A 13,292-nucleotide genomic window follows, 5' to 3' on the forward strand; every position below is an offset into this window, starting at 1 on the left:
CTCGCGGATTCGATGACGGACGCCATTGAGCAGGTGCGCAATGCTCTCGGCGACGATGCGATCATTGTCGCTTCGCACGAGAACGGAAGCGGCCGGATCGAAGTCACGGCGGCCGTCGAAACCATACCGGCCACGCATATCGGTCGGGATTTCATGCCGGACGCCGACGATCCGCTTGACGTCGAGAGCAGGTTGGAACAGATGCTGCGCCAGCGTCTTCACGGTGCAGCAACTATCGATGCAAACGCGGATGCACCGTTCGTGGCCTTCAACAAATCGATGATTGCAGCAGCGCTGGAAAGACACGCTGTTCCAGCGACATTGAGAGGCGACCTGATTGCCGCGGCGGTGGCCTTCGACAACGGGGATGCTATTGCCGCACTGGCCGGTGCGCTCGAGACCCGGTTCGGGTTTGAACCATTGCCGATTCGTCCCCACACACCGGTCATGGCAGTCGGACTGCCTGGCGCCGGCAAGACCGTCACCCTTGCCAAGCTTGCAGCCCGCGCGATCGTCGACGGTGCGCCTGCCGACATCTTCACGGCCGACACATCGCGAACAGGTGCCGTTGCGCAAGGCGAGGCCTATGCACAGCTCGTCGGTATTCAGCTCCGTTGTGCGGGCAGCGTCGATGCGCTGGCGATGTTGCTCGACGAGGGCAACCCGTCTCCCGGCGTTCCTTTCGATCGTTCGGAGCGGCCTTGCTTCATCGACACGGCAAGTATCAATCCGTTCGATCGCGCCGACCTCACGGCGCTGCGAAAAATGATCGAATGCACCCGTTCTTCCGCCGGGGTCGAACCGGTGCTGGTTCTCTCGGCGCTGGGCGATTCCGATATGGTGAGCGAGGTCGCCATTGAATTCGCGCGTCTTGGCGCAAGACGCATTGTCGCCACGCAGATGGATATCGCACGCCGTCTCGGACCCATTTTGTCGGCGGCAGATGCATCGGGCATGGCGATCGCCCAGATCAGCGTCACGCCGTATCTCGCCCGCGGACTTGCACAGATGAACGCCAGCATCTGTGCGCACATGATATTGAGCGAAAGCATTCCTGCCGACACGACAGCGGCTGCGGCTGCGGCGACAGCGAAACCCCGAACCGGACAATCGACATGAACCCTACGCGCATGATCCAGGTCGCTTCGGGAAAGGGAGGGGTTGGAAAAACCTGGTTTTCCGTCTCGCTTGCGCATGCCCTTGCCGGCGCGCACCGGCGGGTCCTGCTGTTCGACGGCGATCTCGGTCTTGCCAATATCGACGTTCAGCTTGGGCTCTCGCCGCGCTGCGATCTCGGCGACGTCATTTCTGGGCGCGTTGCACTGGAAGAGGCGATTGCGACGTATCGGCCGCAATCGATGGGTGGCGCAGATGCCGGCGGGGTCTTCGACATTCTGGCCGGAAAGTCCGGATCCGGCGTACTCAGCGCACTGACACGGCCGGAAATCGCCGGACTCGCAAGCAGACTTCTGGCCCTGGGCGATGCCTATGACCATATCGTGGCCGATCTGGCGGCCGGACTCGACCAGTCAGTGATGTCGCTCTGCACCGTTGGCGGCATGACGATCGTGCTCGTCAGCGACGAGCCGACATCGCTGACGGACGCCTATGCATTTGTAAAACTGCTGACGATGCAGGAGCCAGGGGCCGACATCCGCATTGTGGTCAATATGGTGAATGACCGGGATCATGCGCGCCGAACCCACGCGGCGTTAACCAACGCATGTCGCAATTTCCTTGGCATCAACCCGCCGCTTATCGGTTTCGTACCACGCGATGAGAGCGTTCGCGACGCCATACGGCACCAGACTCCCATCCTGTTTCGCCATCCGCAGGCCAAGGCAAGCGAGGCAATACAGAAAATCGCCAGAGAAATCCTTGCGCTTTCGGCCGGAAATCCCCGGTTGCCGGAGAAAACCGCGCACCCCTTGTGACGGTTTTGCGACGCAGGCTGACGTTTTTTGCACTGCAAACCGCTAGACCTTGTCTCATTTTGGTCTAACCTCTGCCGGAACCGCTTGGAACCCATGCGTATGGTGGCAGACGGGCTGGCGGATCGTGCCGGAAGAGGGGCTCTTCCGGCGAGGTAAAGTTTAGGGGGACTCGATGGAACTCACGGAATATCTCAATCAGGCGCTCGACCTGGCGCGACAGGGGTTCGACACTGTAAATACAATTCAGGCGGTCGTGATCGCCTTGATCGCGGCATTCGTGATGAGCCGCTACACACGGATTCTTGTGGTCGCGGCCGGGGCGACGATCATCCATGAACTCGTCAATATCGGGCGTGTGGCCTATGCCGCGCGCGGCGAGGGCGATGTCGCCGGCAAGGCGCTGGAGCTTCTCACGGGCTACGTCGACATCGACGTACTGCAACTCGTCGCCATCCGCTTCGTCGGATTTCTGGTCGTGATCAGTCTGATCTACTTCGTCCGGCGAATCTTGTTCCGCGGCTAGTCGCGAAAATTCTCGTATTGAAGGGGCTGCTCGACGTCGAGCCCCTTCACAAACTGGATCACGGCCTGGAGGTCGTCTCGTTTCTTTCCCGAGACACGCAGTTCGTCGCCTTGTATCGCGACCTGCACCTTCAGGCCCGATCCCTTGATGTCCTTGACGATACGCTTGGCAACATCCTTCTCGATTCCGTTGCGGATCGCGACCTTCTGGCGAACGCTCTGACCTGCAGCCTTTTCCGGCTCCCTGTAATCGAGCACACCCGCCTCGATTTTTCGTCGCGCCAGATGCCCCTGCAGCAGTTCATGCATCTGCTTCAACTTCAGGTCGTCGTCGGCGTGGATGGTCAACTCCTGCTCCTTCCGCTCCACCTTGCAATGCGACCCCTTGAAGTCGTATCGCTGCTCGATCTCGCGAGCCACATTCTGCAGCGCGTTGTCGATCTCGGCAAAGTCGGTCTTGGAAACAATGTCGAAGCTGGGCATGGGCAGGTCCGCTCTGTAAATGTCGGGCTGCCATTCTAGATCAGATTCTGGCCGGTCGGAAAGCGGTGCCGGATCCTAATGACGGCGATGTATCGTCAACGCGATTTCATCAAGCGCATTTTGTTCGGTCCGCATGGCTTCCTTGCGAATCTTGCGCTTCCTGTTGTCGTCCAGAAGCTCGTACTTCTTGAGTTCGCGAAAGGCATCGGCGAGTTCTTCTTTCGCCGTGTCGAGCTGCCGCTCGATGCCCTCGATCGACTCAAGAATGTTTTCGCGCCGCCGCAGAACCGATTTTGCAAACATCGGATAGGCAAAGTGCGCCACATCGGAGATGCCGGCCTTGCGCTGCTCGGCCTCGACCTGGGCTTCCAGATCGCGCTCACGTTGGCGGAATTCGCCAAGCATCAGCTCCAGTTCGGCCACTTTCCGGCGCTTTTCGTCGACCTGAAACTTGTGCAGACGGATGAGAGACTCGCGGTTGCGCATCACTCAATTTCCTCCGAAACAGGCTTGTTGGCCAGAATCTCCGCCAGAGCCGCATAACCGGTTGCGAGATCGCTCGCCTCGTCCTTGCGTTGCGAAAGATAGGCCTCCAGCGCGGCATGATAGTGGATCGCCTCGTCGACCAGCGGGTCGGAACCGGGACGATAGGCGCCCAGCCGGATCAATTCTTCCATGTCGCTGTAGGTCGCCATTAACGTGCGAGCCCGGCTGATGAGAGCGTTTTCGTCCGGTGCGTTGCAGTTCGGCATCGTGCGTGAGACGGATTTGAGAACGTTGATGGCTGGATAGCGTCCGCGTTCGGCGATGGCGCGCTCCATCACGATATGACCGTCGAGAATGGCCCGCACCGCATCGGCGACCGGCTCATTGTGATCGTCTCCGTCGACCAGCACGGTAAAAAGGCCCGTTATGCTGCCCTGCCCCGTACCCGGACCGGCCCGCTCAAGAAGCTTTGGCAGCTCGGCGAATACAGTCGGTGTATAGCCCTTGGCGGTCGGCGGTTCTCCCGTCGATAGTCCGATCTCGCGCTGCGCGATCGCAAAGCGCGTGACGCTGTCCATCATGCACAGCACATCTTCGTCGCGATCGCGGAAATATTCGGCCAGCGCAAGGGTCAGATAGGCTGCCTGCCGGCGCATCAGCGCCGGTTCGTCGGACGTGGCGACCACCACGACCGAACGTGCCAGCCCTTCGGGACCCAGATCGTCTTCGATGAATTCCTGTACTTCGCGCCCACGCTCGCCGATCAGGCCGATCACGGCCACATCGCAGGCAGTGTTCCGCGCCAGCATTGACAGCAGCACGGACTTGCCGACACCGGAGCCGGCGAAAATGCCCATCCGCTGGCCACGGCAGCAGGTCGCGAAGGTATTGAGTGCACGAACGCCAAGGTCGATTTTCCCGCGCACCCGCTGCCGGGCGTGAGCGGGAGGCGGCGAGGCCCGCAATGGATAGGGCTCGTGTCCCTGCGCGATTGGTCCCTTGCCGTCGATCGGCTGACCCATGGCATTGACAACACGTCCAAGCCAGGCCCGCGATGGATAGATATGCGGTTCCTCGGAAGAAAGGACGGCCTTGCAGCCGACGCCGATACCTGACAACGATCCAAAGGGCAGGCAAAGGGCGCGATTTTCGCGAAAGCCGACGACCTCGCAGATCACATCGTCGCCCATACGATTTGTCACGGCGAGCCGGCTGCCGACACCCATGGCGTGAAGCGGGCCGGCGACCTCGACGACCAGCCCCTGAACGCTGAAGACGCGGCCGTAATGTTCGACTTCGGCAATCTTGCCGATTTCTGCCAACAGTGCTCGCACAGGCCTGAAGCCCCCTTCACATGCAGGTCCTTTTCAGACCCGGACATTCTCTCGGAATACGAATTCGGACCTGCGGATTTGCACCCACCCGGCCTGATCAGGCGATGATGACGCGAAGACTTTAAGGCTGCGTAAACCCTGAACCGCCAGCCTTCCGACGGCGCCCATAGGGGCTCTCAGGCTCGAAAACCGTCCGGTTCTGGCGAATTTCAGGAAGTTGAAAAGGTCGGCTAAATTTTCCTGAATTTTTTTCGTTTCGATTAACCTTTGTTAACCAAATCGCCTTAAGGTCTGAATTCTGGATTAACCGGGCTGCAGGCGATCGGGACCCTCCCAATTCGCCGAAGAGGGGGACCAATGCGAGTTCTGCTCATAGAAGACGATAGCGCCACAGCGCAGAGCATCGAACTGATGCTCAAATCGGACGGTTTCAACGTGTACACGACCGACCTCGGTGAAGAGGGGGTCGATCTGGGCAAATTGTACGATTACGACATCATCCTGCTCGACCTGAACCTGCCGGACATGAGCGGTTATGAGGTTCTGAAATCTCTTCGTGTCGGCAAGATATCGACCCCGATCCTGATCCTTTCCGGCCTTGCCGGCATCGAGAACAAGGTTCGCGGGCTCGGCTTCGGCGCCGACGACTATATGACCAAACCTTTCCATAAGGACGAATTGGTGGCGCGCATTCACGCCGTGGTCCGCCGCTCGAAGGGTCACTCGCAGTCAGTCATCAACACCGGCAAGCTGACCGTCAATCTCGACACCAAGACCGTCGAAGTGGAAGGCAGCCGCGTTCATTTGACCGGCAAGGAATACCAGATGCTGGAGCTGCTCTCGCTCCGCAAGGGCACGACGCTCACCAAGGAGATGTTCCTCAATCATCTCTATGGCGGCATGGATGAGCCCGAACTCAAGATCATCGACGTCTTCATCTGCAAGCTCCGCAAGAAGCTCGCAGCTTCGACCGGCGGCGATCACTACATCGAAACGGTCTGGGGCCGGGGCTACGTGCTGCGCGACCCGTCTGAGGGTGCCATGCAGGCAAAGGCATCTGCCTGAACCTGCATATCGCGCTTGTTGCGTTGAAGGGGCGTCTCGGGGGGGACGCCCCTTTTTCGTGTATGGGCGGCGGCGTCCTGTGTCAGACGCCCGCCCCGGCCTCAACAAATGACGCTTCGACCACAAAGGCGTCGCCGTCCATCCGCGCATCGATCGACAGACCGAGCGAGCGCGCCACGAGGCCGGTGAAGTAGGGTTGCGCCGCACGCGCATCGAGGAACCGGTCCGCGGCGCGGCCGCCGAGAAACTTGGCCGTCTCTTCCGGAATCCGGGCGGCCTGTCCGGTCGAGCGAACCTTGATGGTCGGCTTGGACAAGTCGCCGTCAACCGACACGGCCACTTCACCGCCGCGCGGGATCGCAGCCATCCCGATCAGGATCATGTTCAGAAGCAGCTTCACATAGTCCTTGCCCATGGTTGCCACAGGGGCATCCCAGACAAGCGACGCCTTTTCGCCCATCATCAGCCCCTCGGCAACGCCGCGGGCATCCTGGAGGTCGAGTTCCGCACCCGCCGACCCCGCAGCACCGAAGCAGAGCCGGGCAAACTGCAGCTTGGCCGAAGCCTGGGCCGCACTTCGGGTAATGAGATCCATGGCATGGGTCTTCATTTCCGGATCGTCGTCTTCGGCAAGCACCTCAAGCCCGTTTGTGATCGCACCAACCGGGCTGATCACATCATGGCAAACGCGGCTGCACATTAGCGCCGCAAGCTCCAGCGCAGTGACTTCGTCTGTTTCGTTCATCTCGAATTGCCCCACAACCCCTGAACGTCCTCAAAGCCTGATAGCATTGCACCGCACACAATGCCAGCCTGCAGCCGGCGGGATGAGGACCCCACTGGCGCCTTGACCCGCCGCACCGGCCAATGCTGTTCTCCGCGCCGACCTTGCAGGAATCATCGAAGGAAGCGAACGTGACGAACCCGACTGCCGACAAATCAGCCCTGACCGACGAATTGCGACGAATTGCCATCAGGGCCGGCGCGGCCATCATGGATCACTACCATGCCGGCGTGGAGGTCGTGCGCAAGGACGACAACAGTCCCGTTACCGCCGCCGATCATGACGCCGAAGCCATTATCCTGGACGGCCTGCGCCGCATCGCGCCTGAAATCCCGGTCGTTTCCGAAGAAGCGGCCGCGGCCGGCCACATCCCCGCCTTCGGGCATCGGTTCTTCCTGGTGGACCCACTCGACGGGACCAAGGAGTTCATCAGCAAGAACGGCGAGTTCACCGTCAATATCGCCCTGATTGAAGACCGGTTGCCGGTGGCCGGAATTGTCTATGCCCCGGCCAAGGAACGCATGTTTTTCGCCTATGGGCCCGGCGAGGCTTATGAGCAGAAGATCGCGGCGAGCCACGATGCAACCGAGGTCGGCGACAGGATGCACCGCATCGCGGCCCGGAAGCCCGCTCCGGATGGTCTTGTCGTGATCGCAAGCCGTACGCATCGCGACCAGAAGACCGACGAATATCTGAACCTCTACAACGTCAAGGAATTCCGGGCCGCAGGTTCGTCGCTGAAATTCTGCCTGATCGCCGCCGGCGAAGCCGACCTCTATCCGCGCCACGGACGCACGATGGAATGGGACACGGCAGCAGGACATGCTGTGCTCGCAGCGGCCGGGGGGTCTGTGACGCAACTTGATGGCACGCCATTGATCTACGGCAAGGTCGAACGAGGCCTTGACAATCCGTTCTTCGTGGCCCGCGGCGCCGCCGCCTGAAATATCCGTTCGACGTTGGATGGAGATGGCCCCCGAGACCCGGCCCGGCTCACTGAGCCGGGCCGGGTCTGGTGCTGTCGAGGCCGTCGGATGGTGACCGGCTCGGTCGGCGCGAACCGGCGAACTGGCCCCCCGACCGTCGGGGGTCCGCGCCGACCCCGCCTAACATTTCTGCCGGCGGAGAGCTGATCGTGAAAGCACGCTGCAACGGGCATGCCGCCGGAAAGCGGGTTCGACTGCGCCGTCGCGACACGAATTCGAGGATTCTCGAACGCCCGCCCGCCCCGGCCCGTGCCGGATCGGGACATCTGCCTCAGGGCTTCTTGACGAAGACCCCTGCGGCGTTCTCGACATAGTGGCCGGACACCGTCTTGGCGATCAGCTTTTCGGCCGCCAGTCTCTCGACAGCATTCAAGGAGGCGCCGGGCGTGCGCGCCGCAATCTCCTGATACGATGCCCGGCGGCGCAGGTTGATGTCGTCGACAAGCTTGCGAAGTTCCGGTGTCGGGCTTGAGGTCACAATGCCGACATAACCGTTCTGGCGCTCACCCACGAGACCCTGCGCCTTGGCCGAATCGAGGTCCATCGCGAAGGCGGATGGCACGAAGGCCAGGCCGGTCAGCAGAACCAGCATCGCCACAAATGATTTTGCAAAATGAGCCATGTCAATCCGCTCCTCAGAACAGGTCGGGGTTGTCGGCAAGCAGCTGGTCGAGATCGCGATCGACCTTGATGCGAATTTCCTGCTCGATCTTGACGTTGAGATTGATCTCGATGGGTTTGTCCGGCGCCTCGATCTTGACCGTCGGATTGCAGCCCGCCGCAAGCAGCGCAGCGCCTGCCACAAGGGCCAATGCTTTTACGCGGCCGAAACTGTCCTTTGTCGCGGCATCTGTCTGGATAATATTCATGGTCCCGTCTTGTCGGCTGGGGGCGTGACCGCCGGCGCGGATTGATCCCGGATGAATTCCATTGGCCGGAAACCGACGGTACCACGCCTGATCACGTCTGCAAGCGATCCCTCAAGCGTCACATTGATTGCAAAGGGGTACCCCTCATAGAGATCGGGATTGGCGCCCTTCAGTCCAAGCCGCAGCACGAGATCGCCATTCGCATTGCCCGAAAGTCCGCCCGTCAACTCCGTGTAGTGAAAATTGCGCAGGGCATCGGCGAGCAGCTTTGTTTCCTCGCCCGGCGCAATGTCGGTTCCGGCGCCGCGATAGACGATGATGCCGCGTTCCTCCGCAGCCAACTCGCCATCGAGCAGAATCGGGTCGCCGTTACGAAGAACGACCGGGATCGCGCCGCTGATCCGGCCTGTTGCGCTGAGCCCCGGTATCTCGATGGTCTGAAGCAAGACGGCAAGATCGATGCCTTCGAGCGCGAGATTGAAGCGCGCATCGCTGCCGAGCACGTTGCCGCTCGAAACCAGCACGACCTGACCCTCCGCGAACGGCCAACGCGCATCGACGATGTGCAAGCCGTCCTTGTCCATGTTGAAAACGACGACGCCGTTGCTCATCGGCAAGCCCGCCTCAAGCATCCGCAACCTGAGTGTCTGCGGTCCGCGTGTGCGCGGCGGCAGGAGGCTCGCAAGCTTGACCGTTCCGTTGAGCCCTTCGAATGTGGCGGCCGAAGTGACAAAACCGACATTGTTGAGCGTGGCCTCGCCGGAACTCGCAACACGGCCCTCGGCAATTGAAATATCCGCTATGTAGGATGCCTTGCCGCTCATCCGGGTAACCGCGCCGCGCAAGACCGGCAGCAGCGTCTGCAGCTCGACCTTGCCGGGCGAAAATGCGGCGGTGCCGACAGCGCGAGCATTGCCATTCTGCGCCTCCAGATCGTACCGGCCAGTGAGATCGCCGAGGCGCGCGCCGGCAATTTTCGGCAAGGCGCTTCGAACCACGAAGTGCCAGTCGATCACCGCGCCGGCAAGCTTGGCGTCGCCTTCAAGGCGCACCGGCGCAAATCGTTGCGGCGTCGTCAGATCGTCGACCCGAAGATTATCGAGGCCCAGCCGCATCGGCGCCGGGACATCCGCACCGAATGCCTTTGAAAGGCGCACAAGGCCGGAAAAGGATGCGGCGCCGGCGGCGGTCTGCTGAAGCGAGAGGCGGTCGAGCCGGGCGTCGGCGGTGACGAATGTTGCCTGCGGCGACAGCGTGATATCGGCTTGATAGGTAAGGCCCCCGGTCACATCGAGATAATAGGGCGCAATGACGGGAGCGAGCATTTGCGGCGTCAGCCCGCCGCGGACGAAATCGATCGCCCCTTCCGCATGCATGACGCCCGTGCCGTTGACCGTGTCATAGGCGCCCGTGACGCGGCCGAGCGCCACCCCCGCCGCATCTGGCGCCGCATTGGTCAAGGTCAGATCGAACTGAAGCCGGCCCTCGTCCATATCCACGCGTCCGGCGGCAACGACCGGTGCAATGCGCGGCGCACCGTCTTCGGCAACGGTAACGCCGGGCAGAGACACCGCGATGGCGGAACCGGTCTGCGCCACCATGATCGGCCCTGTCAGCATGAATGCGCCCGCAGGGCTCTCGATCGCGATTTCGGCCTGTTCGACCGTAATCGGCGGCAGCGACAGGGCGCCACCGGCATCGCCGCGCAACAGCGGGTCGAGCGCGCCGAAGGAAACGCCGCTTTCGTCGGCCCGGAGCTGCATCCGGACCGCGCCGGCATCGATCGACCGCACGCGGCCGGACAGCAGTTCGCCGGCCGAATAGGTGACGGTCAGGCGGTCGGCACGGATATCGCCATCGCCGATCTCGATATCGGCCAGCGTAATGCTCTGCAGGCCCAGAAATCCGACCCGGAAACTTGCCGGCGCGATGCCGCGCTCGGCCAGGGCGCGGGCAATCGCCTGTTCGGCGACCGCGACACGTTCGAGCCAGAGCCAGCCGAGGCCGGCGGCGGCAATCAGCAGCAAGAACACGAGGCCGGCGGCGAGATTGCGCCTCCATGTCGTCAGCATGCGCGGCCACCCTGCCGCCGCACCACATCAACTGGCCTTCTTGCCGTCACTGTTTTGCCATCCCGGACGCCCATGATTCTCGGACTTGAGCTAGACTTTCGCACGATTTCGGGGCGATTCGATGGCGGCGCGAGAGCCGCCGGGCGGGAACACAGCAAGGAAGGGCAAGATGATCAAAGGCCGGAACCCGACGACGACACTGGACCGGACGATGCCGCACCGCGGGCTGACGGGGCTGCTGACGCTGGCGCTGGCGGCGATGCTCATGCTCGCGCCCCTGCCCGCCCAGGCCCAGGGCCAGCAAGCGCCTGAAGTCAAAGGCAATTCCGGCACCTATTCGGAAGACGAGATCGTTCGCGAGGCCGGCGATTTCTTCGGCGATGTCTCCAAGGGTCTGGCCGACGCGGTCCACAGCGTCTTCGAACGCTTTGGCGAACCCAACGCCTATATCAAGGGCGAGGAGGCCGGCGGCGCCTTCGTGCTGGGGCTGCGCTACGGCCAGGGCGAGCTGGTGATGAAAAGCGGCCCGCGCCAGCGGGTCTACTGGCAGGGCCCGAGCGCCGGCTGGGACTTCGGCGGCAATGCGGTGAAAAGCTTCACGCTGGTCTACAACCTGCCCAATGGCGACGCGATCTATCAACGTTTTCCGGGGGTTGAGGGCAGCGCCTTCCTGATCGGCGGGATCGCGGTCAGCTACCAGCAGCGCGACGAGGTGATCCTGGCGCCGATGCGCGCCGGCGTCGGCCTGCGGCTGGGCGCCTCGGTCGGCTATCTGAAATATACAAAGTCGCGCGAATGGCTGCCCTTCTGAACCCCGCAAACTGGATGCCGGGCGCATTTTCTGGCAGGCTGACGCCGCTTTCCGCCCTGCCCGCCGAGGATTGAGAGGATCCCATGATCGAAAGCCTGATGCTGATGGCGCTTGGCTTTTTCATCGCGACCCTGTTTGCGCTGGCAACCGCGCGGCTGGTCTGGCGGCGCGCGGTGACGGTCACCGAAAGACGGCTCGGCATCGAAAACGACCCGGATGCGGCCGATGCGGGCCGCAGCGCCGAGCTGGATGCGCTGCTGGCGCGGCAGCGCCGCGAACTCGAGCCGCTGCACAACGAGATTGCGGCACTGAACCAGAAAAACGAGGCCCTGCAAGAAGATAGCGCCTCGTTGCAGGCCGAGCTGACGGCCGCCCGCGCGGCGCTGGCGGCACGCGAGGCCAAGCTCGAGCGGCTCGCCGGCGAATTCGCCGCCCTCGCCACGGCGCTGACCGCGGCCGGCCGCCACCAGGACGAGGCGCGCCAGGCCCTTGAAACGGCTGGCGAAACGGCAACGCGCCTGGCCGCCGACCTGGCCCCGGCAGAGCCCGTGGCCGCGCCCGACGCCGCGGTCCCGCTGACCCCCTATCCCGACCAGGAGGGCGAAACCGACCGCCAGACGCTGGCCGAAATCGCCGCCTCGATCCACCGGATGGACCACGAAAACCCGCAGGATTCAGCCGAAAATTCCGATGACGACAGCGAGACCCGCCTGACCGCCGAGGCCCATCTCGGCGACCGGGCGCTGGCCGCCCGCATCCGCGCGCTGGAAGCCGGCGTCGCCTCCTGAGACAGCCCGCCGGCCCGGCCCGACACCCGGCCGCCCCCGCTAGCCCGTTCTTTTCATTGCCGGAATCACGACAAGCTGCTTTGCTCGTCTGAGCAACGGCTTGGGGAGGATCGACAATGGGTTTTGCATATCCGCTGACCGGACTGGTGACGCTGATCTGCCTGCTGGTCTATTTCTGGATGGCCTATCAGGTCGGAAAAGCCCGCGGAAAACATGGGGTTCCGGCGCCGCGCATGGACGGGCCCGACGATTTCCTCCGTGTACTGAGGGTCCATGGCAACACCGCCGAGGGCCTGTTGCTGTTCCTGCCCTCGCTCTGGCTCTTCGCCCTGACGGTCGGCGACCTCTGGGCCGCCCTGATCGGCGTGATTTATCCAATCGGCAGAGTGGTTTACGCCCGCGGCTACTACGCGGCGGCACTGCAGCGCTCGACCGGCTTCACGATCGGCCTGGCGGCCACGGCGGTGCTGCTGATCGGCGCCCTGATCGCGCTCGGCATGCAGGCGGTCGCGCTCTATCTCTGAGCACTTGAAGCCACTGATTTCAAAGGAAGAAATGGCGTCCCCTAGGGGACTCGAACCCCTGTTTTCGCCGTGAGAGGGCGACGTCCTGACCGCTAGACGAAGGGGACAGCGCAGGCGGCGCTCCTTCTAGGACGGTTCGGAATCCGGCGCAAGCCCTATCGAAAATGTCTAGGGGACACGCCCTAATATCGACCCGCCGCACTGCGTCATTCGACCGCACCGGGCGATAAAACGCGGATTTCCTCTCCGCATTCATATGAATTACGCCGGGTATATCAATGACTTACGGTGCGTTTGAGACGCATCGCAAACTATGTGAAATTATTGCAACGCACAAGAAATCCAGTTGACAATCTGTCACGAAAGCCGGATATTGATCTCACGAAACGCCGGTCGACCTCCTCCCCGACCGTCGGCTTCAGATTACCGCCAGCGCCATCCTCCCTCCTCCCCCGGCGCTGGCGGTCCCCCCCTCCCCCCGAAAATCCCAGTGATTTCAGCCGCTTGACCGCTGTGCCCCGGCACTGGCGCGGCACTGACTGTCATCGATCTGTCATTGAACTGTCACAAATCGCCCGCCGCGCCCGAAAACCGAGCGCCGCCAAGGGCTTGCGGCCGATTCCGCGGCGCGCGC

15 protein-coding genes and 1 tRNA gene are annotated in these 13,292 nt (G+C 62.5%); 8 read left to right on the forward strand and 8 right to left on the reverse strand.

Annotated elements, in window-relative coordinates:
* Window positions 1-153 precede the first annotated feature (153 nt).
* From AAC071_RS04675 to AAC071_RS04685, 3 genes are all read left to right on the forward strand, one after another.
* A complete protein-coding gene (locus tag AAC071_RS04675) occupies window positions 154-1,119 on the forward strand; it encodes a hypothetical protein (RefSeq protein WP_339830547.1) in 966 nt (321 codons plus the stop codon).
* Window positions 1,116-1,934, forward strand: coding sequence for a MinD/ParA family protein (locus AAC071_RS04680; protein ID WP_339830549.1), 819 nt, complete (start codon window positions 1,116-1,118; stop codon window positions 1,932-1,934). The genes AAC071_RS04675 and AAC071_RS04680 overlap by 4 nt, the downstream gene beginning before the upstream one ends.
* Before the next feature lie 172 nt (window positions 1,935-2,106).
* Window positions 2,107-2,457, forward strand: coding sequence for a hypothetical protein (locus AAC071_RS04685; protein WP_339830550.1), 351 nt, complete (start codon window positions 2,107-2,109; stop codon window positions 2,455-2,457).
* On the opposite strand, the gene AAC071_RS04690 is transcribed toward AAC071_RS04685, so the two are convergent.
* The 3 genes from AAC071_RS04690 to fliI form a co-directional block, all read right to left on the reverse strand.
* A complete protein-coding gene (locus AAC071_RS04690; RefSeq protein ID WP_339830551.1) occupies window positions 2,454-2,939 on the reverse strand; it encodes a YajQ family cyclic di-GMP-binding protein in 486 nt (161 codons plus the stop codon). The genes AAC071_RS04685 and AAC071_RS04690 overlap by 4 nt on opposite strands.
* A 75-nt stretch (window positions 2,940-3,014) precedes the next feature.
* Window positions 3,015-3,425 (reverse strand): flagellar export protein FliJ, encoded by a 411-nt coding sequence (gene fliJ, locus AAC071_RS04695; RefSeq protein ID WP_339830553.1) that lies wholly within the window; start codon window positions 3,423-3,425, stop codon window positions 3,015-3,017.
* A complete protein-coding gene (gene fliI / locus AAC071_RS04700; protein WP_339830554.1) occupies window positions 3,425-4,759 on the reverse strand; it encodes a flagellar protein export ATPase FliI in 1,335 nt (444 codons plus the stop codon). The genes fliJ and fliI overlap by 1 nt, the downstream gene beginning before the upstream one ends.
* Before the next feature lie 357 nt (window positions 4,760-5,116).
* Between fliI and AAC071_RS04705 the strand changes: the two genes are divergently transcribed.
* Window positions 5,117-5,824, forward strand: a complete 708-nt coding sequence (locus AAC071_RS04705; protein WP_339830555.1) for a response regulator transcription factor — start codon at window positions 5,117-5,119, stop codon at window positions 5,822-5,824.
* A gap of 82 nt (window positions 5,825-5,906) precedes the next feature.
* On the opposite strand, the gene AAC071_RS04710 is transcribed toward AAC071_RS04705, so the two are convergent.
* The gene (locus tag AAC071_RS04710; RefSeq protein WP_339830556.1) at window positions 5,907-6,569 is read right to left on the reverse strand and encodes a histidine phosphotransferase family protein; all 663 of its coding nucleotides are present in this window, start codon (window positions 6,567-6,569) and stop codon (window positions 5,907-5,909) included.
* Window positions 6,570-6,739: 170 nt separating this feature from the next.
* Between AAC071_RS04710 and cysQ the strand changes: the two genes are divergently transcribed.
* Window positions 6,740-7,552: a 3'(2'),5'-bisphosphate nucleotidase CysQ gene (cysQ, locus tag AAC071_RS04715; RefSeq protein ID WP_339830557.1), complete on the forward strand. Its 813-nt coding sequence runs from the start codon at window positions 6,740-6,742 to the stop codon at window positions 7,550-7,552.
* 313 nt (window positions 7,553-7,865) lie between these two features.
* On the opposite strand, the gene AAC071_RS04720 is transcribed toward cysQ, so the two are convergent.
* The 3 genes from AAC071_RS04720 to AAC071_RS04730 are packed head-to-tail and all read right to left on the reverse strand — an operon-like array spanning window position 7,866 to window position 10,535.
* Window positions 7,866-8,216 (reverse strand): YdbL family protein, encoded by a 351-nt coding sequence (locus AAC071_RS04720; protein WP_339830558.1) that lies wholly within the window; start codon window positions 8,214-8,216, stop codon window positions 7,866-7,868.
* Between the two features lie 13 nt (window positions 8,217-8,229).
* Window positions 8,230-8,463: a YnbE family lipoprotein gene (locus tag AAC071_RS04725; RefSeq protein ID WP_339830559.1), complete on the reverse strand. Its 234-nt coding sequence runs from the start codon at window positions 8,461-8,463 to the stop codon at window positions 8,230-8,232.
* Window positions 8,460-10,535 carry a YdbH domain-containing protein gene (locus AAC071_RS04730; protein WP_339830560.1) on the reverse strand — a complete coding sequence of 692 codons (2,076 nt, stop codon included), beginning with the start codon at window positions 10,533-10,535 and terminating at the stop codon, window positions 8,460-8,462. Before AAC071_RS04730 ends, AAC071_RS04725 begins: the two co-directional genes overlap by 4 nt.
* Before the next feature lie 169 nt (window positions 10,536-10,704).
* Between AAC071_RS04730 and AAC071_RS04735 the strand changes: the two genes are divergently transcribed.
* The 3 genes from AAC071_RS04735 (at window position 10,705) to AAC071_RS04745 (ending at window position 12,658) form a co-directional block, all read left to right on the forward strand.
* A complete protein-coding gene (locus AAC071_RS04735; RefSeq protein WP_339830562.1) occupies window positions 10,705-11,346 on the forward strand; it encodes a DUF1134 domain-containing protein in 642 nt (213 codons plus the stop codon).
* An 83-nt stretch (window positions 11,347-11,429) separates the two neighbouring features.
* Window positions 11,430-12,134, forward strand: coding sequence for a hypothetical protein (locus AAC071_RS04740; RefSeq protein ID WP_339830563.1), 705 nt, complete (start codon window positions 11,430-11,432; stop codon window positions 12,132-12,134).
* Window positions 12,135-12,250: 116 nt separating this feature from the next.
* Window positions 12,251-12,658: an MAPEG family protein gene (locus AAC071_RS04745; RefSeq protein ID WP_339830564.1), complete on the forward strand. Its 408-nt coding sequence runs from the start codon at window positions 12,251-12,253 to the stop codon at window positions 12,656-12,658.
* A gap of 32 nt (window positions 12,659-12,690) precedes the next feature.
* On the opposite strand, the gene AAC071_RS04750 is transcribed toward AAC071_RS04745, so the two are convergent.
* Window positions 12,691-12,765 (reverse strand) — tRNA-Glu (locus tag AAC071_RS04750).
* Window positions 12,766-13,292: the final 527 nt, after the last annotated feature.

This window comes from uncultured Parvibaculum sp., from assembly GCF_963975745.1.
GTDB lineage: Bacteria > Pseudomonadota > Alphaproteobacteria > Parvibaculales > Parvibaculaceae > Parvibaculum.

What these genes read in the sequence shown, in the direction of transcription:
- AAC071_RS04675 (WP_339830547.1), top strand. Translation starts at nt 154, where the DNA reads ATGCCGGACGCCGACGATCCGCTTGACGTCGAGAGCAGGTTGGAACAG.
- AAC071_RS04680 (WP_339830549.1), top strand. Translation starts at nt 1,116, where the DNA reads ATGAACCCTACGCGCATGATCCAGGTCGCTTCGGGAAAGGGAGGGGTT.
- AAC071_RS04685 (WP_339830550.1), top strand. Translation starts at nt 2,107, where the DNA reads ATGGAACTCACGGAATATCTCAATCAGGCGCTCGACCTGGCGCGACAG.
- AAC071_RS04690 (WP_339830551.1), bottom strand. Translation starts at nt 2,939, where the DNA reads ATGCCCAGCTTCGACATTGTTTCCAAGACCGACTTTGCCGAGATCGAC.
- fliJ (WP_339830553.1), bottom strand. Translation starts at nt 3,425, where the DNA reads ATGCGCAACCGCGAGTCTCTCATCCGTCTGCACAAGTTTCAGGTCGAC.
- AAC071_RS04705 (WP_339830555.1), top strand. Translation starts at nt 5,117, where the DNA reads ATGCGAGTTCTGCTCATAGAAGACGATAGCGCCACAGCGCAGAGCATC.
- AAC071_RS04710 (WP_339830556.1), bottom strand. Translation starts at nt 6,569, where the DNA reads ATGAACGAAACAGACGAAGTCACTGCGCTGGAGCTTGCGGCGCTAATG.
- AAC071_RS04720 (WP_339830558.1), bottom strand. Translation starts at nt 8,216, where the DNA reads ATGGCTCATTTTGCAAAATCATTTGTGGCGATGCTGGTTCTGCTGACC.
- AAC071_RS04725 (WP_339830559.1), bottom strand. Translation starts at nt 8,463, where the DNA reads ATGAATATTATCCAGACAGATGCCGCGACAAAGGACAGTTTCGGCCGC.
- AAC071_RS04730 (WP_339830560.1), bottom strand. Translation starts at nt 10,535, where the DNA reads ATGCTGACGACATGGAGGCGCAATCTCGCCGCCGGCCTCGTGTTCTTG.
- AAC071_RS04735 (WP_339830562.1), top strand. Translation starts at nt 10,705, where the DNA reads ATGATCAAAGGCCGGAACCCGACGACGACACTGGACCGGACGATGCCG.
- AAC071_RS04740 (WP_339830563.1), top strand. Translation starts at nt 11,430, where the DNA reads ATGATCGAAAGCCTGATGCTGATGGCGCTTGGCTTTTTCATCGCGACC.
- AAC071_RS04745 (WP_339830564.1), top strand. Translation starts at nt 12,251, where the DNA reads ATGGGTTTTGCATATCCGCTGACCGGACTGGTGACGCTGATCTGCCTG.